At 69.2% G+C, this 24,912-nt stretch carries 22 protein-coding genes; 18 read left to right on the top strand and 4 right to left on the bottom strand.

The genetic code is table 11. The features are described from left to right. Positions 1-161: 161 nt before the first annotated feature. Genes mpl through RAN53_RS02895 form a run of 3 tightly spaced genes read left to right on the top strand, consistent with a single transcriptional unit; the run spans position 162 to position 2,836 of the window. Positions 162-1,541 carry a UDP-N-acetylmuramate:L-alanyl-gamma-D-glutamyl-meso-diaminopimelate ligase gene (gene mpl / locus RAN53_RS02905; RefSeq protein WP_305795313.1) on the top strand — a complete coding sequence of 460 codons (1,380 nt, stop codon included), beginning with the start codon at positions 162-164 and terminating at the stop codon, positions 1,539-1,541. Further along, positions 1,534-2,154 carry a flavin prenyltransferase UbiX gene (locus RAN53_RS02900; protein ID WP_305795312.1) on the top strand — a complete coding sequence of 207 codons (621 nt, stop codon included), beginning with the start codon at positions 1,534-1,536 and terminating at the stop codon, positions 2,152-2,154. Before mpl ends, RAN53_RS02900 begins: the two co-directional genes overlap by 8 nt. A 58-nt stretch (positions 2,155-2,212) precedes the next feature. Next, entirely contained in the window at positions 2,213-2,836 is a 624-nt protein-coding gene (locus tag RAN53_RS02895) for a LysE family translocator (RefSeq protein ID WP_305795311.1), read from the top strand. Here the strand turns inward: RAN53_RS02895 and RAN53_RS02890 are convergent. From RAN53_RS02890 to RAN53_RS02880, 3 genes are read right to left on the bottom strand one after another with little or no spacing between them, the layout of a single operon-like run. Then, entirely contained in the window at positions 2,833-4,236 is a 1,404-nt protein-coding gene (locus RAN53_RS02890; RefSeq protein WP_305795310.1) for a bifunctional DedA family/phosphatase PAP2 family protein, read from the bottom strand. The genes RAN53_RS02895 and RAN53_RS02890 overlap by 4 nt on opposite strands. 33 nt (positions 4,237-4,269) lie before the next feature. Next, entirely contained in the window at positions 4,270-5,196 is a 927-nt protein-coding gene (locus RAN53_RS02885; RefSeq protein WP_305795309.1) for a diguanylate cyclase domain-containing protein, read from the bottom strand. Next, complete coding sequence (locus tag RAN53_RS02880) at positions 5,183-6,061, bottom strand: hypothetical protein (protein ID WP_305795308.1); 879 nt, start codon at positions 6,059-6,061, stop codon at positions 5,183-5,185. The genes RAN53_RS02885 and RAN53_RS02880 overlap by 14 nt, the downstream gene beginning before the upstream one ends. Positions 6,062-6,162: 101 nt before the next feature. Here RAN53_RS02880 and RAN53_RS02875 point away from each other — a divergent pair, with 101 nt between their 5' ends. The 11 genes from RAN53_RS02875 to lipB all read left to right on the top strand — a co-directional run bounded on the left by RAN53_RS02875 (position 6,163) and on the right by lipB (position 16,821). Beyond that, positions 6,163-7,473, top strand: a complete 1,311-nt coding sequence (locus RAN53_RS02875; protein WP_305795307.1) for a glutamate-5-semialdehyde dehydrogenase — start codon at positions 6,163-6,165, stop codon at positions 7,471-7,473. A 47-nt stretch (positions 7,474-7,520) separates the two neighbouring features. Beyond that, positions 7,521-8,150, top strand: coding sequence for a nicotinate-nucleotide adenylyltransferase (nadD, locus tag RAN53_RS02870; protein ID WP_305795456.1), 630 nt, complete (start codon positions 7,521-7,523; stop codon positions 8,148-8,150). 85 nt (positions 8,151-8,235) lie between these two features. Next, the gene (gene rsfS, locus RAN53_RS02865) at positions 8,236-8,598 is read left to right on the top strand and encodes a ribosome silencing factor (protein ID WP_305795306.1); all 363 of its coding nucleotides are present in this window, start codon (positions 8,236-8,238) and stop codon (positions 8,596-8,598) included. Continuing rightward, positions 8,595-9,062, top strand: coding sequence for a 23S rRNA (pseudouridine(1915)-N(3))-methyltransferase RlmH (gene rlmH / locus RAN53_RS02860; protein WP_305795305.1), 468 nt, complete (start codon positions 8,595-8,597; stop codon positions 9,060-9,062). Before rsfS ends, rlmH begins: the two co-directional genes overlap by 4 nt. Positions 9,063-9,113: 51 nt before the next feature. Next, positions 9,114-11,021, top strand: a complete 1,908-nt coding sequence (mrdA, locus tag RAN53_RS02855; RefSeq protein ID WP_305795304.1) for a penicillin-binding protein 2 — start codon at positions 9,114-9,116, stop codon at positions 11,019-11,021. Positions 11,022-11,024: 3 nt separating this feature from the next. Continuing rightward, entirely contained in the window at positions 11,025-12,185 is a 1,161-nt protein-coding gene (gene rodA, locus RAN53_RS02850) for a rod shape-determining protein RodA (RefSeq protein WP_305795303.1), read from the top strand. A gap of 40 nt (positions 12,186-12,225) precedes the next feature. Continuing rightward, positions 12,226-13,296 carry a lytic murein transglycosylase B gene (gene mltB, locus RAN53_RS02845; protein ID WP_305795302.1) on the top strand — a complete coding sequence of 357 codons (1,071 nt, stop codon included), beginning with the start codon at positions 12,226-12,228 and terminating at the stop codon, positions 13,294-13,296. Beyond that, complete coding sequence (locus RAN53_RS02840) at positions 13,293-14,222, top strand: septal ring lytic transglycosylase RlpA family protein (RefSeq protein ID WP_305795301.1); 930 nt, start codon at positions 13,293-13,295, stop codon at positions 14,220-14,222. The genes mltB and RAN53_RS02840 overlap by 4 nt, the downstream gene beginning before the upstream one ends. Before the next feature lie 46 nt (positions 14,223-14,268). Next, entirely contained in the window at positions 14,269-15,480 is a 1,212-nt protein-coding gene (locus RAN53_RS02835) for a D-alanyl-D-alanine carboxypeptidase family protein (protein WP_305795300.1), read from the top strand. A gap of 367 nt (positions 15,481-15,847) precedes the next feature. Next, a complete protein-coding gene (locus RAN53_RS02830) occupies positions 15,848-16,159 on the top strand; it encodes a YbeD family protein (protein WP_305795299.1) in 312 nt (103 codons plus the stop codon). Beyond that, positions 16,159-16,821: a lipoyl(octanoyl) transferase LipB gene (lipB, locus tag RAN53_RS02825; protein WP_305795298.1), complete on the top strand. Its 663-nt coding sequence runs from the start codon at positions 16,159-16,161 to the stop codon at positions 16,819-16,821. The genes RAN53_RS02830 and lipB overlap by 1 nt, the downstream gene beginning before the upstream one ends. A 149-nt stretch (positions 16,822-16,970) precedes the next feature. Here lipB and lipA read toward each other — a convergent pair whose 3' ends face one another. After that, positions 16,971-18,029 (bottom strand): lipoyl synthase, encoded by a 1,059-nt coding sequence (gene lipA, locus RAN53_RS02820; protein ID WP_305795297.1) that lies wholly within the window; start codon positions 18,027-18,029, stop codon positions 16,971-16,973. 316 nt (positions 18,030-18,345) lie between these two features. Between lipA and RAN53_RS02815 the strand changes: the two genes are divergently transcribed. From RAN53_RS02815 to RAN53_RS02800, 4 genes are all read left to right on the top strand, one after another. Then, positions 18,346-21,024: a DUF3141 domain-containing protein gene (locus tag RAN53_RS02815; RefSeq protein WP_305795455.1), complete on the top strand. Its 2,679-nt coding sequence runs from the start codon at positions 18,346-18,348 to the stop codon at positions 21,022-21,024. A 242-nt stretch (positions 21,025-21,266) separates the two neighbouring features. After that, complete coding sequence (gene topA / locus RAN53_RS02810) at positions 21,267-23,894, top strand: type I DNA topoisomerase (protein WP_305795296.1); 2,628 nt, start codon at positions 21,267-21,269, stop codon at positions 23,892-23,894. Then, positions 23,891-24,355: a DUF6586 family protein gene (locus tag RAN53_RS02805; RefSeq protein WP_305795295.1), complete on the top strand. Its 465-nt coding sequence runs from the start codon at positions 23,891-23,893 to the stop codon at positions 24,353-24,355. The genes topA and RAN53_RS02805 overlap by 4 nt, the downstream gene beginning before the upstream one ends. A gap of 5 nt (positions 24,356-24,360) precedes the next feature. Then, positions 24,361-24,834, top strand: coding sequence for an NYN domain-containing protein (locus RAN53_RS02800; RefSeq protein ID WP_305795294.1), 474 nt, complete (start codon positions 24,361-24,363; stop codon positions 24,832-24,834). The last annotated feature ends 78 nt before the right edge of the window (positions 24,835-24,912 follow it).

Raw genomic sequence — 24,912 nt, 5'->3', positions numbered from 1 at the left:
AGGCTGCACCCGGCGCCCCTCTCCGACCTGTCCCCGGCGCCTCGCGCTATCGTGCCATTCGCCCTGAACAGGCGCTGGAGGGGCTCGTCGGGGCCATGCTAGTCTCCCCCCTTTGCGCGCCGCGCCGATGCGGCCACCGACCCCATGCTGGAGCGAGCCCCATGCACCTTCATATCCTCGGTATCTGTGGCACCTTCATGGGCAGCCTGGCGCTGTTGGCACGCGAGCTTGGCCACCGTGTCAGTGGTTCGGACGCGGGGGTCTACCCGCCGATGAGCACCCAGCTGGAGGAGGCCGGCATCGCCCTGATGGAGGGCTACTCGCCCACCAACCTCGAGCCACGCCCCGATCTGGTGGTGATCGGCAATGCGCTGTCGCGCGGCAACCCCGAGGTGGAGGCGGTGCTCGATGCGGGCCTGCCGTATGTCTCCGGTCCCCAGTGGCTGGCCGAGCACGTGCTGCCCGGCCGGCGGGTGATCGCCGTGGCCGGCACCCACGGCAAGACCACCACGGCGAGCCTTACCGCCTGGCTGCTGGAGTCGGCGGGACTGGCGCCGGGCTTCCTGATCGGTGGCGTGCCGCGCAACTTCGGCGTTTCGGCGCGCCTGGGCGCCGCGGATGCGCCCTTCGTGGTGGAGGCCGACGAGTACGACACCGCCTTCTTCGACAAGCGCTCCAAGTTCGTCCACTACCGCCCCGAGATCGCGGTGCTGGGCAATTTGGAGTTCGACCATGCCGATATCTTCGACGATCTGGCCGCCATCGAGCGCCAGTTCCACCACCTGGTGCGCACGGTGCCCGGCAGGGGACGGCTGCTGGTAGCCGATGACGAAGAGGCCCTCGACCGGGTGCTGGCGATGGGGGCCTGGACCCCGGTGGTGCGCTTCGGCGAGGCCGCCACGAGCCCCTGGAGGCTCGAGCTGGAGCGCGACGATGCCTCGCGCTTCCGGGTGATTCATCAAGCGCAAGACGTCGACGAGGATGCGGTGGTCGACTGGCCACTGACCGGAAGCTACAACGCCCGCAACGCCCTGGCGGCGCTGGCCGCCGCCCACACCTGCGGGGTGGACCCGGCCCGCGGTGCCGCGGCCCTGGCACGTTTCGAGTCGCCTCGGCGGCGTCAGGAGCTGCGTGGGGAGGTGGCCAATATCCAGGTGATCGACGACTTCGCCCATCATCCCACGGCCATCGCTGCCACCCTCGAGGGGTTGCGTGCGGCCACCGCCCGGGGCAGGCTGCTGGCGGTGGTCGAGCCGCGCTCCAACACCATGCGCCTGGGCACCCTGCGTGATCGCCTGGCGGCGAGCGTGGTGGCCGCCGATATCGCCTTCTGGTATCGACCGGAGGGGCTGGACTGGCCGCTGGAGCCGGTCGTCGCCGCGAGCCCGGTGCCGGCGCGCCTGGAGCAGGATCTGGATGCCCTGGTGGCGGCCCTGGTGGCAGAGGCCAGGCCCTATGACCGCATCGTGGTGATGTCCAACGGCGGCTTCGGTGGCATCCACGAGAAGCTGCTGGCGGCGCTGGAGCTGGCCCATGGCTGAGGCATTTTCCCCCCCGGTGACGGTGGCGCTGACCGGTGCCTCCGGCGCCCAGTACGGGCTGCGACTGATCGAGGCGCTGGTAGCGGCCAACCATGAGGTATGGGTGATGATCTCCAAGGCGGCCCATCTGGTGATCGCCACCGAGACCGACGCCGGCCTGCCGGCCCGCCCCGAGCGTCTGGCCGCGGAGCTCATCTCGCGCAGCGGCGCCCGGCCCGGGCAGATCCGCTGCTTCGGCCGCGAGGAGTGGATGTCGCCGGTGGCCTCCGGCTCCGGGGCGCCATCCTCCATGGTGATCTGCCCCTGTTCCACCGGCACGCTCTCGGCGGTGGCGACGGGGGCCAGCAACAACCTGATCGAGCGCGCCGCCGACGTGGCGCTGAAGGAGAGGCGCCGCTTGATCCTGGTGCCCCGCGAGACGCCGCTCTCGGCGATCCATCTCGAGCATATGCTCAACCTGAGCCGCCTGGGGGCGGTGATCCTGCCCGCCGCGCCGGGGTTCTATCACCAGCCCGAGTCGATCGATGACCTGGTCGACTTTATCGTCGCGCGGATCCTCAATCAGCTGGGCATCGAACACCACCTGATGCCGCGCTGGGGCGAGGCGACGTAAGCTCGCTGTCACCCGGCCCAGGCATCCTGGGCGCCTCTCGTTGCAGCAAGGACATGGCATGCTGAACCTCTCACTGCTCTCGGTCTTCGTGCCGACCTTCTTCCTCGTCTCCCTCACCCCGGGGATGTGCATGACCCTGGCCATGGTGCTGGGCATGACCCAGGGGGTGCGCCGCAGCCTGTGGATGATGGCCGGGGAGCTGGTCGGGGTGGGGCTGGTGGCCGCCGCGGCCGGGGCCGGGGTGGCGGCGCTGATGCTCCGCCAGCCGGAGCTCTTCGCGCTGTTCAAGTGGCTGGGCGGGGCCTACCTGGCCTATCTGGGCATCATGATGTGGCGCTCCCGGGGGCGCATGGCGATCCCCGAGGAGGGGCTTGAGGTGGCGCCCGCCGGGCGCGCACAACTGGTCACCCAGGGCTTCGTCACCGCCGTGGCCAACCCCAAGGGGTGGGCCTTCTTCGTGGCGCTGCTGCCTCCCTTCCTCGATGCCGAGCGAGCGCTGAGCGGCCAGCTCGCCGTGCTGGTGGCCTTGATCCTGACCATCGAGTTCGCCTGCCTGATGCTCTACGCCACCGGCGGCAGCCGGCTGCGTCGCCTGCTCTCGCGAGGCGGCAGCGTGCGCCTGCTCAACCGCATCGCCGGGACCCTGATGGTCGGCGTCGGCCTGTGGCTGGCGCTGGGTTAGACCGACGGTAGCCAGGCGACGCGTGCCGCTACCAGACAAAGTGACGCGGCGGTAAGCCAAGGCCAGGGGCAGGGGGCGAGCGGGGGCCGTTCCCGCGTCTGCCAGGAGAGCTGGACCAGGGCGCAGGCCACCAGCCCCAGCAGGGCGCCACCGACCAGATCGCTGAACCAGTGTACGCCGATCACCAGGCGCGACAGCGCCATCAGGGTGGCGGCGAGGATGGCCGCCCAGTAGGCCCAGTGGCGCCAGGCCGGCGCCAGCTCCCGGGCGGCGAAGGCCGCCGCCAGGCCGAACAGCACCACGGCGCTGGAGGCGTGAGCACTGGGGTAGGAGAAGGAGTCCGCCAGGTGGGCGGGAACATGCGGCCGCGGTCGCTCGAACAGCGCCTTGCCCAGGGTGTTGAGCGCCGCGATGCCCACCAGACCGGCGGTGAGGTGCCAGACGGCATCCAGGCGTCGCCGCCACAGCAGCCAGGCACCCCAGGGCAGGGCGAGCGCCGCCACGCCGAGCAGGTCGCCGATGCGGGCCAGTCCCTCGCTGACGAGGGTCAGGGCGGGGAAGGCGAGCCCCTCGAAGAGGGCCTGGGCCTGGAGATCCATGGGTAGCGGGCCATGCAGGTCATGCTGCATCACCAGCAGGGTCCAGCCCGATACCCCGCCCAGGGCCAGTATCAGCAGCATCAGGCTGGCCAGGGGGACCTCGCCGCTGCCGCTCTGGCGCAGCCACAGGGTGCGCAGCAGAGGGTGACGCCGGGCCAGACCAGCGGTCAGGCGGTAGACGCGTCCGCGCCTGCCGGCGTGGTGGCGCAGCCAGGAGAAGGTCACCGCCAGCACCAGCAGCATCACGGCCAGCACCGCCAGCGGCTTGCTGAACGCCGAAGGTACCTCGAGCAGTTGCTCCCAGGTACGTCCCAGCAGGTAGCCCGGCAGCACATAGGCGGGGGCCCAGAGTGCCGCGGAGGCGAGATTGGCCCAGGTGAAGGTGCGCGGTGACATGCGCAGCATGCCGGCAATCAGCGGCACCATGGGGCGTACGGGGCCGACGAAGCGTCCCAGGAACACCGACAGCACGCCGTAACGCTGGAAGAAGCGTGCCCCCCTGGCGAGGAACTCGGGGTGGCGCGAGAGTGGCCAGCGCCGCGTGACGCGCTCGCGCTGGGTGTAGCCCAGCACGAAACTGGTGCTGTCGCCCACCACCGCGCCCAGGAAGGCGGCAAACAGGGTCGCCGGCAGGGCCAGTTCCTGGTGGCCGGCCATGGAGGCGGCGGCGGTGATCAGCAACACGCCGGGCACCAGGACGCCCACCAGCGCCAGCGATTCCAGCATGGCGATGCCGGCGATGATCAGCAGCAGCAGGCCCGGCGACGGGGTGAGCTGGTAGAGCAGCTGGGTCAGGTCCATGGCGGGGCTTCCGGGGCAGGAACGGACAGGGCGTCAGCCATCGGCGAGGCGTCGTGTGGTGGCATCCAGGCGGCGCTTCAGCGCCATGAAGGGAGAGCCCGGCGAGTGGCTGCAGGTGCCCCCGCGTACCTCCAGGCCCCCGCTGCCGTCGAGCATGGCGCCCGCCGCGGCCTCCTCGATGCGCTGGCGTACCAGCAGGGCCCCGCTCTCGCTGGTATCGGGCAGCACCAGCCAGAAGTCGGCATCGTCGAGGCGGCCCAGCAGGTCGTGGTCACGGCTGTGTTCCGCCACCGTCCCGCAGAAGCTGCCCAGCAGGGCCAGCCGGGCGGGGCCGCCATACGGCTCATCGGCCATCTCCAGCTGCGGGAGGTGGAGCACCACCACGGCGAGTCGCTGGCCCAGCAGGTCGGCACGCTCCACCTCGCTCTCCAGGCGCTCGAGAAGCGGTGCCGCCTTCAGGGCGGCACACTCCTCGTCGCGGGGGTCGGTGGCCAGCAGCAGGGCCTGCTGATGGCGTACTCCCCAGGGGGCGAGCCCGGCGGCGATCACCAGCGCCAGGTAGGCGAGTGACAGCGGTAGTGACAGGCCGCCGTCGGCCAGCAGCAGCCAGATCGGTGCCAGGGTCAGGTTGAGCAGGGTGGCCGGGCCCAGCGGCAGCAACAGCAGGGTCAACACCGGTGGCAGTCCCAGCCACAGCAGCGCCAGGCGGCCTTCGCCCGGCAGGCTGGTGGCGACCAGCAGGTAGCCGCAGATCAGCACCAGATAGGCCGAGAGGCGTGCCGTCTCCTGCTGTCCCAGGCGCATCAGGGCGGCGGTCAGCAGCAGCGGGGCGAGCAGGGCCGGCAGCAGGATCCGGGCGTAGTCACCGACCAGGTAGTGCCACAGCGCCTGGCCGAGCAGCAGCACTGCCCCCAGCGCATAGAGGCCCGCCAGCAGGCGTGGGGTATCAGTCCTCGGCATTGGGCTTCGCCCTCCGCGTCGTGGTGCGTGGCGCCGTCTGCTGTTCCAGGGCGCGTAATTCTTCGGCCAGCGGGCGGGTCTGCGGCAGCGGGACCGCTCGCACGCGCTCCACCTCGGCCAGGCGCTGTAGCAGCGTCTCGCGTCGACTGTCTGCCTGGGCGGCGTTGCGGCAGACGAGCAGGGCGGCCAGGGTGCGGGCATCGAGTCGATAGCAGTGCTCGAAGCGTCGGGTCATCTCGCACAGCTGCCTGGCCACGCGCCAGAGGTGACGCCTCCGGGTACGCACCAGCAGCAGCTCGGCATGGGTACCGTCGCGCCCGGCGCGGCCACGCTCCCGGGCCAGGTCCCCGGCCAGCCTGGCGCGTGGCCAGAGGCGCAGCCCCGGTTCCAGGCTGACTCGGCCCCTGGCCTGGCCGTGCAGTGGCGTCAGCCGGCGCGCCCGAGAGAGCCCGAGCGCCAGCAGCAGGGCGAACACCAGGCCGGCGGCGAGGGACTGTTCGATGGGCATCAGGCGTGCCAGCCAGGCCCAGGAGGCCGCCGCCAGCAGGGCGTTGAGGGCGGCCATCCAGGCGGGCTGGGGCAGCATGACCAGGGCGGCCCAGGCCCATAGCCAGAAGGGATAGCGCTCCGCCGAGGACCACAGCAGGGCGCCGAGCAGCAGGCTGGGCAGCAGCTGCCAGGGCACCAGCGGGGGGCGGCGATGGCTGAACTCGACCAGGCCGGCGCTGATGGCGAGCCAGGCCGCCGCCAGGCCGAGCAGCATGGCCTCTGAGATGTCGTGGGCGCTGGCCACCATCAGCGCCGGGAATAGCGCCGCCAGCAGCAGATTGAGGCGCAGCAGGCCGACTTTGTACTTGCTCTGCATGGTGGCTTACTATGACTCCCTTTACGCAACGTGCCCGCCGAGCGCCAGTATAGCGCCGTTCCGGTTCGTTCAGGCCACGCCCACAGGAGACACCCTCTGGCATGACAGCTCAAGTCCAGCGCGACGGCGCCGCCGCGGCAGGCGCCGAGGAGATCCGCGATATCGATGCCTACATGACCGGCCTGGGACAGGCGGCGCGGGCCGCCGCCGCGATCCTGCGTCGCACGCCCACCGGCCCCAAGAATGCCGCGCTGCTGGCCATGGCCGAGGCGCTTGAGGCCTCGCGGGGCGAGGTGCTGGCGGCCAATGCCAGGGACCTTGAGCGCGGGCGAGAGAGCGGCCTGGACGCCGCCCTGCTCGACCGTCTGGCCCTGGATGAGGGCCGAGTCGATGCGATGATCGAGGGCCTCACCCAGGTGGCGGGCCTGCCCGACCCGGTGGGCGAGATCGATGGCCTGCGCGCCCGGCCCAGCGGCATCCAGGTCGGCCAGATGCGCGTGCCCTTGGGGGTGATCGGCATCATCTACGAGTCGCGCCCCAACGTCACCCTCGAGGCGGCCAGCCTGTGCCTCAAGTCGGGCAATGCCGCGATCCTGCGCGGCGGCTCCGAGGCACGCGACTCCAATGCCGCCATCGCCGCCTGCATCCGCCAGGGGCTGGCCGCCGCGGGGCTCCCCGAGGGGGCCGTGCAGGTGGTGGCGACCACCGATCGCGCCGCCGTGGGCCGCCTGATCACCATGCCCGAGTTCGTCGACGTGATCATCCCGCGGGGGGGCAAGTCGCTGATCGAGCGCATCTCCCGCGAGGCCCGGGTGCCGGTGATCAAGCATCTGGATGGCGTCTGTCACGTCTATCTGGACGCCACCGCCGATCCCGAGAAGGCGCTGGCCATCGCGGTGAATGCCAAGACCCACCGCTACGGCACCTGCAACACCATGGAGACGCTGCTGGTGGATGCGCCTCTGGCCGAGTCGCTGCTGCCGACACTGGCCGCCGCCTACGCCGAGCATGGTGTCGAGCTGCGTGGCTGCGAGCGTACCCGCGGGATCCTCCCGGACGTCGTGGCGGCCCGGGAGGAGGACTGGCACGCCGAGTACCTGGCCCCGGTGCTGGCGATCCGCGTGGTCGACGGCATCGAGGCCGCCATGGCGCATATCGAGCGCTACGGCTCCCACCACACCGATGCCATCGTCACCGAGTCCTGGACCCTGGCGCGGCGGTTCATGGCCGAGGTGGACTCCAGTTCGGTGATGGTCAACGCCTCGACCCGTTTCGCCGACGGCTTCGAGTATGGCCTGGGCGCCGAGATCGGCATCTCCACCGACAAGCTCCACGCCCGCGGCCCGGTGGGGCTCGAGGGCCTCACCACCCGCAAGTACGTGGTCCTGGGCGACGGTCAGGTCCGCCAGTGAACGAGCCATCCCCGGCGCGGCAGGACGCGCGCCCGGCGCGTGTCGCCATGCTCGGCGGCACCTTCGACCCGGTGCACCTGGGCCACCTGCGCAGCGCCGTGGAGCTCCAGGAGGTGCTGGGGCTCGACCGGGTGCACCTGATCCCCGCCAAGGCCCCGCCGCTGCGCGGGGAGCCCCGGGTGGCGCCCGAAGAGCGCCTTGCGCTGCTGCGCCTGGCGATCGGCGATACCCCGGGGCTGGTCGCCGACGACCGCGAACTCGCCCGCGAGGGCCCCTCGTTCAGCGCCGACACCCTGTCCTCCCTGCGCGAGGAGCTGGGCCGCGATGCGCGGCTGGTGATGGCGCTGGGCCACGATGCCTTCCTGCGCCTGGCCGAGTGGCACGAGCCGCAGCGTCTCTTCTCCCTGGCCAACCTGGTGGTGATCGACCGCCCGGACTTCGAGGCGCCGCTGCCCGAGTCGCTGCGCGAGCTGGTCGCCGGGCGCGAGTGCGACGAGCCCGAGGCGCTGATGGCGCGCCCCGCCGGGGGCCTGCTGCGCCTGACACTCCCGACGCGGATGGCGATCTCGGCCACCGAGCTGCGCCGCCGCCTGGGCGAGGGGCGCAACGTGCGTTACCTGCTGCCCGAGGCGGTGGAGCGGCATATCCTGGCCCACGGCCTCTATCGTCGGGACTGAAGACCGTTCAGGGCCGAACGGGCCCTGTCAGACGGCGGTCAAGGCGGTACAATGGCCATTCAACGACAGCCTGACAGAAGACCCTATGCACAACGACGCACTCAAGACTCTGGCGGTGGACGCGCTGGAAGAACTCAAGGCCAAGGATATCGTCCAGCTGGACGTCGCACGGCTGACCAGCGTGACCGACCTGATGATCATCGCCAGCGGCACCTCGACCCGCCACCTGGCGGCGCTGGCCCAGCGGGTGGTCGAGCGCGCCAAGGAGGCCGGCCTGCAGCCGCGTGGCGTCGAGGGCGAGGCCGGTGCGGACTGGGTGCTGGTCGACCTGGGCAGCGTGGTGGTCCACGTGATGCTGCCCGAGACCCGCCAGCTCTATGACCTGGAGCGGCTCTGGGCCGACCTGCCCAGCGACCTGGAGCGAGAAGACGAGCTGTCCGGCGCATGAAGGTGCGCCTGCTGGCGGTAGGCACGCGCATGCCCGCCTGGGTCAATGAGGGGGTCGAGGAGTACCGCAAGCGCCTGCCCCGTGATTTCACCCTGACGGTGGAGGAGATCGCCCCGGGGCAGCGCGGCAAGAACGCCGATCTGACCCGGGCCATGGCCAGCGAGGCCGAGCGGATACGCGCCAGGCTGCGCGGCGATGAGCACGTGGTCGCCCTGGAAGTGGGCGGCAAGGCCTGGAGCACCGAGCGGCTCGCCGAGCAGGCCGAGGCCTGGCGGCTGGCCGGGCGCGACGTGGCGCTGCTGGTCGGTGGTCCCGACGGCCTGGCGCCGGAGCTCTCCGCCGCCGCCGATCAGCGCTGGTCGCTGTCGCCGCTGACGCTGCCACATCCGCTGGTGCGTATCCTGCTCGCCGAACAGCTCTACCGCGCCTGGACGCTGATGGTCGGCCACCCCTACCATCGCTGAGTCGACGCCTCGCCGCTCTCTCGCCGCGCTCTCGCCAACCCCGGGAACCCGATGCGCAAGTCACGTCATAACCTCAAGAGCCCCGAGCAGGAGCTGCGTATCTTCCGGGTGCGTGCGCTGCTGGCCCTGGTCGTGGTGTTCAGCCTCACCGGACTGCTGATGGGACGCCTGGCCTATCTTCAGGTGGTTCAGCACGAGGTCTACACCACGCGCTCGGAGAAGAACCGGGTGCGTGTCGAGCCGCTGCCGCCTACCCGCGGCCTGATCTACGATCGCAACGGCGAACTGCTGGCAGAGAATCGGCCGACCTATAACCTCACCCTGGTGCGTGAGCGGGTCGAGGACCTCGACGCGACCCTGACGCGGCTGGTGGAGATCCTCGAGCTCCCCCCCGAAGAGGCGGAGGCGTTCCGGGTGCGCTCGCGCCAGCGCCAGCGTCCCTTCCAGCCGGCGCTGCTGATGAGCGATCTCGACGAGGGACAGATCGCGCGGCTGGCGGTCAATCGCCACCTGCTGCCGGGCGTCGAGGTGGAGGCCCAGCTGCTGCGCTACTACCCCGATGCCGAAGTGATGGCTCACGCCCTGGGTTACGTGGGACGCATCAATACCGAGGAGCTCGAACGCCTGGACGCCGGTCGCTATGCCGGCACCCACTTCATCGGCAAGACCGGCGTCGAGCGCTTCTACGAGGAGGCGCTGCATGGCGAGGCCGGGCTGCGCAAGGTGGAGACCAATGCCCGCGGTCGGGTGCTGCGTGAACTGGGACGCACCGATCCCGTGCCCGGCAAGGACCTGACCCTGACGCTGGACAAGGAGCTCCAGCACCTGGCCTTCGAGCTGCTCGACGGTCGGCGCGGCGCCATCGTCGCCATCGAGCCCGCCACCGGCGGTATCCTGGCGATGGTCTCGGCCCCGGGCTACGACACCAACCAGTTCGTGACCGGTATCGATGTGGCCGCCTACCGCGGCTTGCAGGAGAACCTCGATCTGCCGCTCTACAACCGGGCGATTCGCGGCCACTATCCTCCCGGCTCCACCATCAAGCCCTTCCTGGCCCTGGCCGGACTGGCCGAGGGCGTGATCACCCCCGACAAGACCATCTACGACCCCGGCTACTTCCAGCTCCCCAACGACGATCGTCGCTACCGCAACTGGCTGCGCTGGGGGCACGGGCGCGTCGATATGGAGCGCTCCCTCGCCGTCTCCAACAACACCTACTACTACACCCTGGCCCACGACCTGGGCATCGACCGCATCCATGCCAACATGACCGACTTCGGCTTCGGCACGCGGGTCGGCCACGATATCTTCGGCGAGAGCGACGCCCTGATGCCGTCCCGGGACTGGAAGCGGGAGCGCTACAACCAGCCGTGGTACCCCGGCGAGACGCTCTCGGTGGGGATCGGCCAGGGCTACTGGCAGCTCACCCCGCTGCAGCTGGCCACCGCCACCGCGGTGCTGGCCAACCGGGGGCACTGGGTCAAGCCGCGCCTGGCCAGGAGCCTCGGCGGGGAGGCGTTGCCGGAGCCGCTGCCCGATACCCCGGAGGATATCGAGCTGGCCAACGAGGGCTGGTGGGACCGGGTCTTCTCCGGCATGGAGAAGGTGATCTCCGGCCATGAGGGGACCGCACGGCGCACCGGGGTGGGGCTCGAGTACCGCATGGGCGGCAAGTCGGGCACCGCCCAGGTCTTCTCGCTGGGACAGGACCAGAAGTACAACGCCGACGAGCTGGCCGAGCGCCTGCGCGACCATGCCCTGTTCATGGCCTTCGCGCCGATCGAGGAGCCGCAGATTGCCGTGTCGGTGATCGTCGAGAACGCCGGCGGGGGCAGCACCCATGCCGCCCACCTGGCGCGGGCGATGACCGATGCCTGGCTGCTCGATGACGATGAGTCCGATGTCGAGCAGATTCGCGAGGAGATGGAGGAAGATGATGAACGCCTGGCGGGGAACTGACCCATGGCGCTGAGTGACCTCTCGCGCCGCTGGCGACCGTATCCGGTCAAGGCGCCGGCCAGCGGCATGTCGCGTCGCCGGGGTTTCTGGGAGCGGGTGCACCTGGACCCCTGGCTGCTGGGCATGCTGCTGCTGCTGATGGGCGCCGGTCTGGTGGTGATGTACAGCGCCAGCGGCCAGCGCCTCGATATCGTCATCGCCCAGGGCATCCGCTTCGGCGTGGCGCTGGGGGTGATGGTGGTGATCGCCCAGTTTGCGCCGGCCACGCTGATACGCTGGGCACTGCCGGCCTACCTGCTCGGCGTGATGATGCTGGTGGCGGTGGAGCTGGTGGGCGACATGGGCATGGGGGCCCAGCGCTGGCTGGTGATTCCCGGCGTCATCCGCTTCCAGCCCTCGGAGCTGATGAAGCTGGCGATGCCGCTGATGGTGGCCGCCTACCTTAGCCGCCGTGAACTCCCGCCCAGGGCCCGGGATCTTGCCGTTTGTGCGGTGATCGTCGGGGTGCCGGTGGTGCTGATCGCCAAGCAGCCGGACCTCGGCACCTCGCTGCTGGTGGGCGCCTCGGCGGTCTTCGTGGTGCTGCTGGCGGGTCTCTCCTGGCGCATCATCGGCCTGCTTGTCGCCCTGGCGGCGGCGGCGATGCCGCTACTGTGGATGAACATGCACGACTACCAGCGCCGACGCGTGCTGACCTTCCTCGACCCCAACAGCGACCCGCTGGGGGCGGGCTGGAACATCATCCAGTCCACCACCGCCATCGGCAGCGGCGGGGTGCTGGGCAAGGGCTGGATGGAGGGTACCCAGTCGCAGCTCGAGTTCCTGCCCGAGCGGCATACCGACTTCATCGTCGCAGTGCTCGGCGAGGAGTTCGGCCTGGTGGGGATGCTGGCCTTCCTGGTGCTCTACCTGCTGATCGTCTGCCGCGGGCTGTGGCTCGCCGCCGAGGCCCAGGAGACCTTCGGGCGCCTGCTGGCCGGCAGCCTGATCCTGACCTTCTTCATCTATGTGTTCGTCAACGTCGGCATGGTCAGCGGCATCCTGCCGGTGGTCGGCGTGCCGCTGCCGCTGGTCAGCTACGGCGGCACCTCCAGCGTGACCTTGATGGCCGGTTTCGGTATTCTCATGGCCATTCACGCCCACCGCAGGCTGCTGCCTCGCTAGCCGCGCGACGAGGGCCGGGCACCGACAAGGGAGGCCGCACATGATGCCGGCATGCATTCAGGGAAGGAAGGGGCGCCTGGCCACGCTGGCCTGTGCCGCCCTGCTGGCCAGCTCGCCGCTGGCCGCTCAGGAGTTTGCCCCGGACCACCACGCCGGGGCGCGGGCGCTGGTCGACGAACTGGCCGATGAGGGGATCGCGCGCGGCTGGCTGGAGAGCGCCATGCAACAGGCGCGCTATCGCCAGGAGGTGCTCGACGCCATGTCAGGCGCCGCCGAGCGGCGCCTGCGCTGGGACGAGTACCGTGCCATCTTCCTCGACGCCGAGCGCATCCACGGCGGGGTGGCCTTCCTGGAGGCCCACGCCGACGCCTTCGCCCGCGCCGAGGCCGAGCACGGCGTGCCCGAGGAGATCATCGCCGCCATCCTCGGGGTGGAGACCCGCTACGGTCGCATCACCGGCAGCCACCGGGTGATCGACTCCCTGGCCACCCTGGCCTTCCACCACCCGACCCGCGGCGACTTCTTCCGCCGCGAGCTGGGCGCCTTCCTGGAGATCGCCCACGAGCAGGAGGTCCCCGCGGACGAGCCACTGGGCTCCTACGCCGGTGCCATGGGCTACCCGCAGTTCATCCCCACCAGCTATCGCGCCTACGCCGTGGACTTCGACGACGACGGCCTGCGCGATCTCTGGAGCAACCCGGTGGATGCCATCGGCAGCGTGGCCAACTACTTCGCCGAGCACGGCTGGCGCCCCGGTGCGCCCGTCGTCCACACGGCCGAGGGGCCCGCCACGCCCCCGGAGAGCATCGACTTCAACCGCGCGGCCCGCCCGCCTGCCACCCGCGCCGGGGCGCTGCGCGACGCCGGTATCGCGGTGCCCGAGGCGGTCGACGACGCCCATCGCCTGCTGCCGGTGGCGGTGGAGGAGGGCGAGGGCAACTGGCGCTATCGGCTCGGCGAGCACAACTTCTACGTGATCACCCGCTACAACCATAGCCACCTCTATGCCATGGCGGTGGTCGAGCTGGCCGAGGCCATCGCCGCGGCGAGCGAGCTCGACGCCAACTGGCTGCAGGCGGTGGATGCCGATGACGAGGAGGCACGACCATGATGCTGCGCTGGCTGCCCATCGCCCTTGCGGTCACCCTGGCCGGCTGTGCCGGAAGCGGCGGGCCCGCACCATCCGATTCCGGTCAGGCCGCCACGGCGTCTTCCGGGGGGCGCTACGCCATGTCCGGCGACGCCTACCCCGAGGAGCCGCCGGATGTCAGCCGGGTACCCGATGCGGTCCCCCGCCATGAAGCACACTCACGCGGTGGCAATCGGTCCACCTACGAGGTGTGGGGCAAGACCTATCATGTGCTGCCGGACGCCAGCGGCTACGCCAGGCAGGGCACGGCCTCCTGGTATGGCGAGAAGTTCCACGGCTACGCCACGTCCAACGGCGAGATCTACGACATGTACAAGATGTCGGCGGCCCACCGCTCGCTGCCGCTGCCGACCTTTGCCCGGGTCACCAGCCTGGATAACGGCCGCTCGGTGATCGTGCGGGTCAACGATCGCGGCCCCTTCCACAGCGATCGCGAGATCGACCTCTCCTACGCCGCCGCGGCGCGCCTGGATATCCTCGATAACGGCACCGGGCGGGTGCGGGTGGAGGCCATCGATGTCGACCGCTGGCTCGCCGAGAACGGCGGGGCGCAACCCGCTGCCGGCGCCGGGCGTCAGGGCGCGGGTCGGCCGGCCGCTTCCACGATGACGTCCGTGACCCGCGAGGCGCCTTCTGCTGCCGGCCGCCCCGCGGAGGGCCGCCCCTTCTACCTGCAGGTGGCGGCGCTTGGGTCCGCCGACAGCGCTCGTGCCCTGCGTACGCGCCTGGAGAGCGAGTTGTCGCGGCCGGTGCGGGTGGCCGAGGCCTCGGGGGCACATCGCGTGCAGGTGGGCCCCATCTCACGCGCCGACCAGGTCGAACCGCTGCGCGAGGCGCTGCAGCGTGCCGGCTTCGCCGAGAGTTTCATCGTCAAGGAGGCCGAGTGATCGGTCTCGCTCCCCCTTCCCAGAATATCCTTTCGAGAGTCGCCCCATGAAAGAGCTGTTTTCCCTACGTTGTGGCCGTCTGCTGCCGGTGCTGCTGGCCTGTCTGGCACTTTTCGTTGCGGCGCCTGCCGCGGCGCAGGAGGTCCCGGTTCCTCAGCCCCAGACCCTGATTCCCTCGCCGCCGCAGCTGGCGGCGAGTGGCTGGATCCTGATGGATGCCGACAGCGGCCGCGTGCTGGCCGAGCACAACTCCGATGAGCGCCTGCCGCCGGCCAGCCTGACCAAGCTGATGACCGCCTACCTGGTGGAGCGTGAACTCGATCGCGGCAATATCGCCATGGATGACATGGTGCCGGTGAGCGAGAATGCCTGGCGCACCGGGGGTTCGAAGATGTTCATCGAGGTGGGGAGCCAGGTCTCCATCCGCGACCTGCTCTACGGCATCATCATCCAGTCCGGCAACGATGCCAGCGTGGCCGTGGCCGAGCACCTGGCCGGCGGAGAGGGGCCCTTCGCCGACCTGATGAACCAGCACGCCGACCGCCTGGGGCTGAGCAACACCAACTTCCTCAACGCCACCGGCCTGCCGGCGGAGAATCACTACTCGACGGCACGTGACATGGCCCAGCTCTCGCGCCATATCATCCAGGATTACCCCGAGCACTATAAGATCTACGCCGAGAAGTACTTCACCTACAGCGATATCCGCCAGCCAAACCGCAACCGCCTGCTGTGGCGCGACCCCAGCGTGGATGGCCTCAAGACAGGCCATACCGAGGCGGCGGGCTACTGTCTGGTGGCCTCGGCCAAGCGTGACGACATGCGCCTGATCACGGTGGTGATGGGCGCCAATTCCGAGGAGGCGCGTGCCCAGGAGACCCAGAAGCTGCTCAGCTACGGGTTCCGCTACTTCGAGACGCTCAAGCTCTACGACCGTGGCTCGGTGCTCAATACACCCCGGGTATGGGGCGGCGAGATCAACGAGCTGCGCGTCGGCGTCGATGGCGACGTGGTGATGACCGTGCCGCGGGCGCGCAACGAGGAGCTCACCGCGCATCTGGATATCCAGGACGATATCGAGGCACCGATCCAGCAGGGCGACCGCGTCGGCACCCTGCAGGTGAGCCTCGGTGAGGAGGTCGTCGGCGAGCAGCCCCTGGTGGCCCTGGAGACGGTCGAGGAGGGCAGCTTCATCAAGAAACTGATCGACCAGGTGCAGCGCTTCTTCTCCAACCTGATCGGTGGCTGGTTCGACTGATCGCCATCGGCCAGGCGTGACCATGAGGAGCAAGCCGTTAAGGCTTGCTCCTCGTCGTTCGGGAAGGGCTATCGCAGTTACCGTAGCGCCCTTCGTGGGAGCGCAGATGCTGCGCGATGGCGCCCTTCGTGGGAGCGCAGATTCTGCGCGATGGTGCTGGTAGGCGCCCTTGTACCACCGCGATCGCCGATAAATCGGGCTCCCACTATAATCGGGCTCCCACTATAATCGGGCTCCCACTATCATCGGGCTCCCCAAAATAGTGTTGTCTCTATCTGCGATAGCCCTGTCGTTCGGGGCGGCGCATTGGTCACTAGCCCTGACCTTGAGTAAAATGGTCGCCTATTCACGAACACCTGGAACCCGCATGAACGACAAGTCGCTGCGCGACCTGCGTCGCCCCAGCCGGCCGGTCTCCGGCAAGCCGCCGAAGATCACCTTCCCGTGCCGCTACCCACTCAAGGTGGTCGGGGACGCCGCCGATGACTTCGCCGCGGTGGTGTGCCAGATCGTCAGCCGCCATGCCCCCGAGTTCGATGCCGCCGCCATGCAGGTGGTCGACAGTCGCAATGGCCGCTTCCAGTCGGTACGGCTCTCCATCCTCGCCACCGGCGAGGCCCAGCTGCAGGCGTTGTTCGTCGAGCTCAAGGCCACCGGCCGCGTGCACATGGTGGTGTGATGGCCGCTAGCCCCACTCTTGCGTCGATCGAGCTGCATCGCCTGGGACGCCGCCCCTACGAGCCCGTGTGGCGGGCGATGCGTGAGCTCACCGATGAGCGCGATGCCGATACCCCCGACCAGTTCTGGCTGGTCGAGCATGACCCGGTCTTTACCCAGGGGCAGGCCGGCAAGCCCGAACACCTGCTGATGCCCGGCGATATCCCGGTGGTGCAGACCGACCGCGGGGGACAGGTCACCTACCATGGCCCCGGCCAGGTGGTGCTTTATCCGCTGATCGATGTGCGCCGCGGCGGGCTGGGCGTGCGCGAGCTGGTCAGCGCCCTGGAGAACGCGGTGATCGCCATGCTCGCCGAGCACGGGGTCGAGGCGCGGGCACGCCCTGATGCGCCGGGAGTCTATGTGGAGCAGCCCGCTGGCGGGGAGGCCAAGATCGCCTCGCTGGGGCTGCGCATCCGCCGCGGTGGCAGCTTCCACGGCGTGGCGCTGAATATCGACGGCGACCTGTCGCCCTTCGAGCGCATCAACCCCTGCGGCTATGCGGGCATGGCGATGACGCGCCTGGCCGACCTGGTCGATGACTGCCCCGGGGTGGAGGCGGCGGGCGAGCGCCTGGCCGAGTGCCTGGCGCGGGAGTTGGGAAGGGAACTGGATAGCGCCTAGCGATATGGCAGTCGTGGGAGGCCGGGTCCCCCGGGCGAATGGCGACGGTAGGCGCCCTTTCGATGTTGCTGGCGCTGGCGTCTACCGCCGGGGAGGCCTTCGGCCTCCATTCGCTCGGCAAGGCCGACCTCCCACATTTGCCTCGGTGCTCAGCCTACATTGATGGCATCGATGCGGTTGGGGTCGGGCGCCTGGCCGGGTACCTCGGCAGGGGCGGCCAGCCCCAGGTTGTTCTTCTCGAAGACCCGGTCGGCGCGATAGCTGGAGCGCACCAGCGGACCCGCCGCCACCTCCATGAAGCCCTTCTCCAGGCCGATTCGGCGGAAGCGTTCGAACTCCTCGGGGCTGACCCAGCGCTCCACCGGCAGGTGGTTGCGGGTGGGACGCAGGTACTGGCCGAGGGTGACGATATCCACGCCGATCTCGCGCAGGTCGTCGAAGGTGGCCAGTATCTCCTCGTCGCTCTCGCCGAGGCCGAGCATCAGGCTGGTCTTGGTCAGCACGCCGGGCTTGTAGGCCTTGGCGTGGGCCAGCACGTCCAGGGTCTTGCGGTAGCCGGCGCGGGGGTCGCGCACCCGCTCGGTCAGGCGCTCGACGGTCTCGACGTTCTGGGCGAACACCTCGAGGCCGGAGTCGACGACTCTCTCGATGGCCGTGTGCACGCCATCGAAGTCCGGGGTCAGCGCCTCGACCACCACCTCGGGGGTGTTGGCCTTGATGGCGCGGATGCAGTCGGCGTAGTGGGCGGCGCCACCGTCGTCGAGGTCGTCACGGTCCACCGAGGTGAGCACCACGTAGCGCAGGCCCATCAGCTCCACCGACGTGGCGGTGTTGGCCGGCTCCTCGGCATCCAGCCAGCCGCCGGGGTTGCCGGTGTCCACGGCGCAGAAGCGGCAGGCACGGGTGCATACCGAGCCCATCAGCATGATGGTGGCGGTACCATTGCTCCAGCACTCGCCCATGTTGGGGCAGTGTGACTCGGCGCACACGGTGCTCAGGCGGTTCTCGTTGACATTGCGCTTGACCGCCTCGAAGCGCTCGCCGCCGGGGATCTGGGCGCGCAGCCACTTGGGCTTGCGGCCCGAGACGCCGCCGCCCTCGTCCTGTTGGGAGCGCTGCTTGATGCCGTCCTTGATGGCGGCGAAGCCGTGCTCGGTGCGAAACTTCTTGCCGCTGGCGATGGTGGTTTTCGGGGTGCTGTCGCTCATCGGGTGTGAACCCTCCGCTCGGCGTCTTTCGGGCCGGCGCGGCCACGCTACCCGCTGGGTGAAGCGTTGGCCCGGCCTGGCCCGCCTTGGCGCTATTGGGTTGCTGGTAACAGGCGCCAATTTACCATAGCCGGGCGGGTTCGGCATCGTATCCAGGGGCGTCTGGCGCTGTGCCGGGACCATTCCGTGTCACCGCACATTGCGAGATCGGTCTCGCAAGCGTAACCATATTACGCTATATTGCATTGCAGCAAATGCCGGGTTGACGACCCGAGTTCCCTCTTCCCCTGACCGCCAACACCAGGAGGTCACCATGATGACCCTTCCGATGCCGACCCCGTCGGCCGATGCGCTGTCCCTTGTCGATCCCTTCGGCTTCGGCCGCGCCGCAGGGCGCTACTGGCTCGATGCCTTCGAGCGCAGCGTGCTCTACATGGACGTGATGCGCCTACGTGGCAACCAGTACCTGGAGCATATCGAGCAGACCAAGCCCAGCGTGCTGGGTTTCGACGCCGAGGTGCTGATGGACGGTCGTGACCTGCCGCGCCCGGTCAACTACGAGCTGCTGCGCATCGTGCCGCCCGCCGGCCAGCCCACCGACCTGCAGATGCGCCCCTTCGTGGTGGTCGATCCGCGTGCCGGCCACGGCCCGGGCATCGGCGGCTTCAAGCCCGACAGCGAGATCGGGGTGGCGCTGCGTGCCGGTCATCCCTGCTATTTCATCGGCTTTCTGCCCTATCCGGTGCCCGGCCAGCAGGTCGAGGACGTGGTGGAAGCCGAGGTGGCCTTCCTGCGCCATGTCAACGAGCGCCACACCGAGCTCTCCGAGAAGCCCATGGTGGTGGGCAATTGCCAGGCGGGCTGGCAAGTGATGATGGCCGCCTCCCTGGAGCCTGACCTGTTCGGGCCGATCCTGATCGCCGGGGCACCGCTCTCCTACTGGGCGGGGGTGCGCGGTGATGCGCCGATGCGCTACACCGGGGGGATGACCGGCGGCAGCTGGATGACCTCGCTGTTCAGCGACCTGGGTGACGGCCAGTTCGATGGTGCCTGGCTGGTGCAGAACTTCGAGAACCTCAATCCGGCCAACACCTTCTGGAACAAGCAGTATCGGCTCTACTCCCAGGTGGATACAGAGGCGCAGCGCTATCTCGAGTTCGAACGCTGGTGGGGCGGCCATGTGGTGCTGGCCGGTGACGAGATCCAGTACATCGTCGACAACCTGTTCGTCGGCAACCGTCTCTCCACCGCCCAGCTGGTGACCTCCGACGGACGACGCATCGACCTGCGCAACGTGCGCTCGCCGGTGGTGGTGTTCTGCTCCCAGGGTGACGATATCACCCCGCCCCCCCAGGCGCTGGGCTGGGTGCGCGACCTCTACGAAGGCAGTGACGACATCGTCGCCAACGAGCAGACCATCGTCTATTGCGTCCACGACACCACGGGCCACCTCGGCATCTTCGTCTCGGGCAGCGTGTCGCGCAAGGAGCACACCGAGTTCACCGCCAACATGGACTATATCGATGTGCTGCCGCCCGGCCTCTACGAGACCACGATCTCGGAGGCCCACGAGCACGACGAAAGCGACCTGATCGAGCGCGACTATCTGCTGGAGTTCACGCCGCGCAGTGTCGACGAACTCGACACGGTGGTGCAGCACAGCGCCGAGGACGATACCCGCTTCGCCACCGTGGCGCGTCTCTCCGAGATCAACCTGGGGCTCTACCGGCTCTTCGTGCAGCCCTGGGTGCGCGCCCTGGCCACTCCCGAGTCGGCCCACTGGATGCGCCGCATGCACCCCAACCGCCTGGGCTACCGGCTGCTCTCCGACCGCAACCCGCTGATGGCCTCGATTCCGGTGCTGGCCGAACGCATTCGCGCCGACCGCCACCCCCTGGACGAGGACAACCTCTTCCGCGTGCTGGAGTCGATCGCCTCGGACCAGATCACCGGCAGCTTCAACGCCTGGCGCGACCTGCGTGACGGCGCCACCGAGCGTCTGTTCCTGGACATCTACGGCCAGCCGCTGCTGCAGTCCCTGGTGGGTCTGGGCGGTGACGCCCATGTGCATCGCCGCCGTCCGGGGGCCGAGCCGGAACATCGCCGCTTCATCGAGCGTCGTCGGGCCGAGCTCGGCGAACGGGTCGCCGAGGGCGGCAGCCACGAGGCGGTCGTCCGGGCGCTGATCTTTGTACTGGGCGGTGCCCGCTCCACCGATGAGCGCAACTTCAAGCGCCTGCGTGCCTCTCACGCCGAGCTCGAGCCGCAGCTCTCGCTGGCCGACTTCAAGCGCCTGATGCGCGAACAGTTCTCTATCCTCAAGCTGGATCGCGAGGCGGCCGTGGAGGCGCTGCCGGCGCTGCTCAAGGGGCAGAATGCCGAGCAGATCGCGGCACACCTCGAGCATATCGAGCATGTGCTGGCGGCCAGCGGCGAGCTCTCGGATAACTCCGCCGGTCGCCTGGTGCGGGTGCGTGGCCTCTTCGAGCGCGCCATCGACCGTGCGCCGCAGATCGAGGCGGAGGCCCGTGCCGAGGCCGAGGCATGGCTCGACAGCCAGGCTCAGGCGCAGCGCCTGGCCTACAGCGAGCTGGAGGGGTTGATGGAGACCCGCGCGGCGTCCGTCGCCGAGGTCTCTGAAAAGCCCGAAACGGTCGAGAAGGCCAAGAAGCCTGCGCCCAAGGCGCAGCGGGTCGAGGCGGCCGAGCCAGCGCCTATGCCCAAGCCCGCCGAGCCGGCGTCCGAGTCCGCCAAGGCGGATGCCACGGCGGCCGAGCCCAAGCCCGCCGAGCCGGCGTCCGAGTCCGCCAAGGCGGATGCCACGGCGGCCGAGCCCAAGCCCGCCGAGCCGACGTCCGAGTCCGCCAAGGCGGAGCCCGCCGCGGCAGCGTCCGAGCCCAAGCCCAAGGCCAGTTCGGCGGCCAAGCCCGCGGCCGCGCGGCGTCGCGGCACCACCACGCGCCGCAAGCCGAGGGGCGGTAACAACTCGCGCTGATCGGTCGCCTGCGCTATCCCGGCGCCCCCGTCGCTTCGTGCGGCGGGGGCGCCGTCGTGTGAGCCGGGTGCTTGCCCGGGCGTGATCCGCGGTCTAGGGTCAGAGTGCCTGCCCGGGCGCGCCACTGGCGTGACGCCTGGCGCTGGGGTAGGGTAAGCGCATTTTTCACCCGCCAAGGCAAGGCGGCAGGAATTCGCCAGGCACGGCACCGGGCTCGTGTCACCGACACTTAGTGGAGCACTATGGGCAAGTCACTGGTCATCGTCGAGTCGCCGGCCAAGGCGAAGACGATCAACAAGTATCTCGGCAGCGACTTCATCGTGAAGTCCAGCGTGGGTCATATCCGCGACCTGCCGACCAGCGGCTCGGGCAAGGCGGCCTCCGATCCCAAGGAGCGAGCCCGTCAGGCCGCGGCCACGCGCAAGATGTCGCCGGAAGAGAAGATCGAGCATCGCCGGCAGAAGGCCCAGGATCAGCTGATCCGCCGCATGGGGATCGACCCCGAGCACGGCTGGAAGGCCAACTACGAGATCCTGCCCGGCAAGGAGAAGGTCGTTGCCGAGCTCAAGAAGCTCGCCGAGAAGGCCGATGCCGTCTATCTCGCCACCGACCTTGATCGCGAGGGGGAAGCCATCGCCTGGCATCTTCGCGAGACCATCGGCGGAGACGAGGCGCGTTACAAGCGCGTGGTGTTCAACGAGATCACCAAGAATGCCATCCAGGAGGCCTTTCAGGACCCCGGCAACCTCAATATCCCGCGGGTAGAGGCCCAGCAGGCGCGGCGCTTCCTCGATCGGGTGGTGGGCTTCATGCTCTCGCCGCTGCTGTGGGCCAAGGTGGCCCGCGGGCTCTCGGCAGGGCGAGTGCAGTCGGTGGCCATGCGCCTGATTGTCGAGCGCGAGCGCGAGATCCGCGCCTTCGTGCCCGAGGAGTTCTGGGATGTCCACGCCGATCTCGTTGCCGACAGCGGTGAGCCGGTGCGCTTCGAGCTCACCCGTCAGGATGGCAAGGCCTTCCGGCCCACCTCCGAGGCCGAGACCCTGGAGCGCATCGCCGCACTGCGCCAGGCGTCGCTCGCCATCACCGCGCGGGAGGACAAGCCGACCCGCTCCAAGCCCAATGCTCCCTTCATCACCTCGACCCTGCAGCAGGCCGCCAGCGGTCGGCTGGGCTTCTCGGTGAAGAAGACCATGACCCTGGCCCAGCGCCTCTACGAGGCCGGCTATATCACCTACATGCGTACCGACTCCACCAACCTGTCGAAGGATGCCGTGGAGAGCGTGCGCGAGTTCATCGGTGGTGAGTTCGGCCCGCGTTACCTGCCCGAGTCGCCGGTCCGCTACTCCAGCAAGGAGGGCGCCCAGGAGGCCCACGAGGCGATCCGACCCTCCGAGGTGGGGCGGCGTGCCACCGAGCTCTCCGGCATGGAGCGTGACGCCGAGCGACTCTACGAGCTGATCTGGCGTCAGTTCGTGGCCTGCCAGATGACCCCGGCCGAATACCTCTCCAGCACGCTCACCGTCGAGGTCGATGGCTACGAGCTCAGGGCCAAGGGGCGCGTGCTCAAGTTCGACGGCTATACCCGCGTCATGAAGCCCGCCGGCAAGAACGATGACCAGTCGCTGCCGGACCTCGCCGAGGGCACCACCATGACCCTGGCGTCGTTGGACCCGCTTCAGCACTTCACCAAGCCGCCGGCCCGCTACACCGAGGCGAGCCTGGTCAAGGAGCTTGAGAAGCGCGGCATCGGCCGTCCCTCCACCTATGCGGCGATCATCTCCACTATCCAGGATCGTGGCTACGTCAAGCTGGAGAACCGCCGGTTCTATGCCGAGAAGCTGGGCGATATCGTCACCGAGCGTCTCAAGGAGTCCTTCCCCGACCTGATGGACTACTCCTTCACGGCGCGCATGGAGGATGGCCTCGACGAGGTGGCCGATGGCGAGCGCAACTGGCAGGCGCTGCTCGACGCCTTCTATGCCGAGTTCAAGAAGGAGCTCGACGCGGCCCAGAGCGAGGAGGGCATGCGCCCCAACCAGCCGGTGCCCACCGATATCGACTGTCCGACCTGCGGGCGCAAGATGCAGATCCGCACCGCCTCCACCGGGGTCTTCCTGGGCTGCTCGGGCTACAACCTGCCGCCCAAGGAGCGCTGCAAGACCACCATCGACCTGCTTCCCGGCGAAGAGGCGGTGGCCGCCGACGCCGACGAGGAGGCCGAGACCGATGCGCTGCGCGCCAAGCACCGCTGCCCCAAGTGCGGCACCGCCATGGACAGCTACCTGATCGACGAGACCCGCAAGCTGCATATCTGCGGCAATAGCCCCGATTGCGACGGCTACGAGGTGGAGCAGGGCAAGTTCCGCATCAAGGGCTATGACGGCCCCACCATCGAGTGCGACAAGTGCGGCAGCGAGATGCAGCTCAAGAGCGGGCGCTTCGGCAAGTACTTCGGCTGCACCAACAGCGAGTGCAAGAACACCCGCAAGCTGCTCAGGAGCGGCGAGGTGGCGCCACCCAAGATGGATCCCATCGACATGCCGGAGCTCGAGTGCCAGAAGGTCGACGACCACTATGTGCTGCGCGACGGGGCGAGTGGCCTGTTCCTGGCGGCCAGCAAGTTCCCCAAGAACCGTGAGACACGCCCGCCGTTGGTCAAGGAACTCAAGGCCCACGCCGAGGAGCTGCCCGAGAAGTATCGCTACCTGCTCGACGCGCCCAGCGAGGACCCGGACGGCCGCCCCGCCCAGATCCGCTTCTCGCGCAAGGCCAAGGAGCAGTTCGTGATGAGCGACGACAACGGCAAGGCCACCGGCTGGAAGGCCACTTTCGATGGCAGCCGGTGGCAGGTGGAGGACAAGCGCAAGTGACACCACGCTCTCGCACCAATCAGCTGCTCTACCAGGCCGAACTGCTGCTCGCTATGCCCGCCGGCGATGATGAGCATGCCGAGGCCCGCCGCATGGCGGCCGAGGAGGGTGCCCTGGCGCTCACCGAACTGGCGCTCCAGTCGCTGCTGCGCGAGGTCACCGAGCATGCCCGCCTGCCCGGCCACGATTGGCGCGAGCTTCTCGGCCGCGAGGGTGCCGGCATCGCCGAACTGCAGCGCCTGCGCGACCTGGCCGCCCGGGAGGGCAGCTGGCTTCACTGGCTGGTCGCCAGGCTCGAGGCGCTGCACGGTGACGACGGCGCCGCCCGTCGGCGGGGGGGAGCCGCCGCCGGCCTGATCGCAGTGGGCGGCGGCGCCGAGCTTGGCAGCGAGCTTGGCGACTGTCTGCGTCAGGCCAAGGCCGAGATCGCCGCCCTGCGCGAGACCAGCCAGGAGTGGTAGGGCGAGTGGAGCGCCTCGCCATCCTCGTCGACGTCCAGAACGTCTACTATACCTCCCGCCAGGCCTTCGGCCGGCACTTCGACTACAACGCCTTGTGGGCGCGCTTCGCGGCCGGTCGCGAGGTGGTGGTGGCCAACGCCTATGCGATCGATCGCGGTGATGCCCGTCAACGCCAGTTCCAGGCGATCCTGCGCGGCATCGGCTTCAACGTGAAGCTCAAGCCCTTCATCCAGCGTCGCGATGGTTCCGCCAAGGGCGACTGGGATGTCGGTATCACCCTGGACGCCATGGAAGCGGGACCGCGGGTCGATCATCTGGTGCTGGTCTCCGGCGATGGTGACTTCGACCTGCTGGTCACCCGCCTGCGTGAGCGCCTCGGCGTCACTGTCACCGTCGTCGGCGTCGCGTCCCTTACCGCAGACGCCCTGGTCCGCGCGGCCAGCGACTTCGTGCCCATCGAGGGGGCACTGCTGCTCTAGTCCATCGTCGACGGCTGTATCGTCTTCAGTTGATGCACATCAAGCGCTCGGCCGCCAGCTTGGCTACGCTGAAGTCAT

It is taken from the genome of Halomonas sp. SSL-5, from assembly GCF_030708455.1.
Taxonomy (GTDB): domain Bacteria; phylum Pseudomonadota; class Gammaproteobacteria; order Pseudomonadales; family Halomonadaceae; genus Halomonas.
Note: the sequence above shows the minus strand (reverse complement) of the source record. Positions and strands in the feature narration are given on the sequence as shown.

Coding starts and splice junctions, on each gene's coding strand:
- RAN53_RS02885 (WP_305795309.1), bottom strand. CDS start 5,196: ATGCCGAGGACTGATACCCCACGCCTGCTGGCGGGCCTCTATGCGCTG.
- RAN53_RS02880 (WP_305795308.1), bottom strand. CDS start 6,061: ATGCAGAGCAAGTACAAAGTCGGCCTGCTGCGCCTCAATCTGCTGCTG.
- rlmH (WP_305795305.1), top strand. CDS start 8,595: ATGAAGGTGCGCCTGCTGGCGGTAGGCACGCGCATGCCCGCCTGGGTC.
- rodA (WP_305795303.1), top strand. CDS start 11,025: ATGGCGCTGAGTGACCTCTCGCGCCGCTGGCGACCGTATCCGGTCAAG.
- topA (WP_305795296.1), top strand. CDS start 21,267: ATGGGCAAGTCACTGGTCATCGTCGAGTCGCCGGCCAAGGCGAAGACG.
- RAN53_RS02895 (WP_305795311.1), top strand. CDS start 2,213: ATGCTGAACCTCTCACTGCTCTCGGTCTTCGTGCCGACCTTCTTCCTC.
- lipB (WP_305795298.1), top strand. CDS start 16,159: ATGGCCGCTAGCCCCACTCTTGCGTCGATCGAGCTGCATCGCCTGGGA.
- RAN53_RS02840 (WP_305795301.1), top strand. CDS start 13,293: ATGATGCTGCGCTGGCTGCCCATCGCCCTTGCGGTCACCCTGGCCGGC.
- mltB (WP_305795302.1), top strand. CDS start 12,226: ATGATGCCGGCATGCATTCAGGGAAGGAAGGGGCGCCTGGCCACGCTG.
- RAN53_RS02835 (WP_305795300.1), top strand. CDS start 14,269: ATGAAAGAGCTGTTTTCCCTACGTTGTGGCCGTCTGCTGCCGGTGCTG.
- RAN53_RS02900 (WP_305795312.1), top strand. CDS start 1,534: ATGGCTGAGGCATTTTCCCCCCCGGTGACGGTGGCGCTGACCGGTGCC.
- RAN53_RS02815 (WP_305795455.1), top strand. CDS start 18,346: ATGACCCTTCCGATGCCGACCCCGTCGGCCGATGCGCTGTCCCTTGTC.
- rsfS (WP_305795306.1), top strand. CDS start 8,236: ATGCACAACGACGCACTCAAGACTCTGGCGGTGGACGCGCTGGAAGAA.
- lipA (WP_305795297.1), bottom strand. CDS start 18,029: ATGAGCGACAGCACCCCGAAAACCACCATCGCCAGCGGCAAGAAGTTT.
- RAN53_RS02830 (WP_305795299.1), top strand. CDS start 15,848: ATGAACGACAAGTCGCTGCGCGACCTGCGTCGCCCCAGCCGGCCGGTC.
- mrdA (WP_305795304.1), top strand. CDS start 9,114: ATGCGCAAGTCACGTCATAACCTCAAGAGCCCCGAGCAGGAGCTGCGT.
- RAN53_RS02890 (WP_305795310.1), bottom strand. CDS start 4,236: ATGGACCTGACCCAGCTGCTCTACCAGCTCACCCCGTCGCCGGGCCTG.
- nadD (WP_305795456.1), top strand. CDS start 7,521: ATGCTCGGCGGCACCTTCGACCCGGTGCACCTGGGCCACCTGCGCAGC.
- RAN53_RS02875 (WP_305795307.1), top strand. CDS start 6,163: ATGACAGCTCAAGTCCAGCGCGACGGCGCCGCCGCGGCAGGCGCCGAG.
- mpl (WP_305795313.1), top strand. CDS start 162: ATGCACCTTCATATCCTCGGTATCTGTGGCACCTTCATGGGCAGCCTG.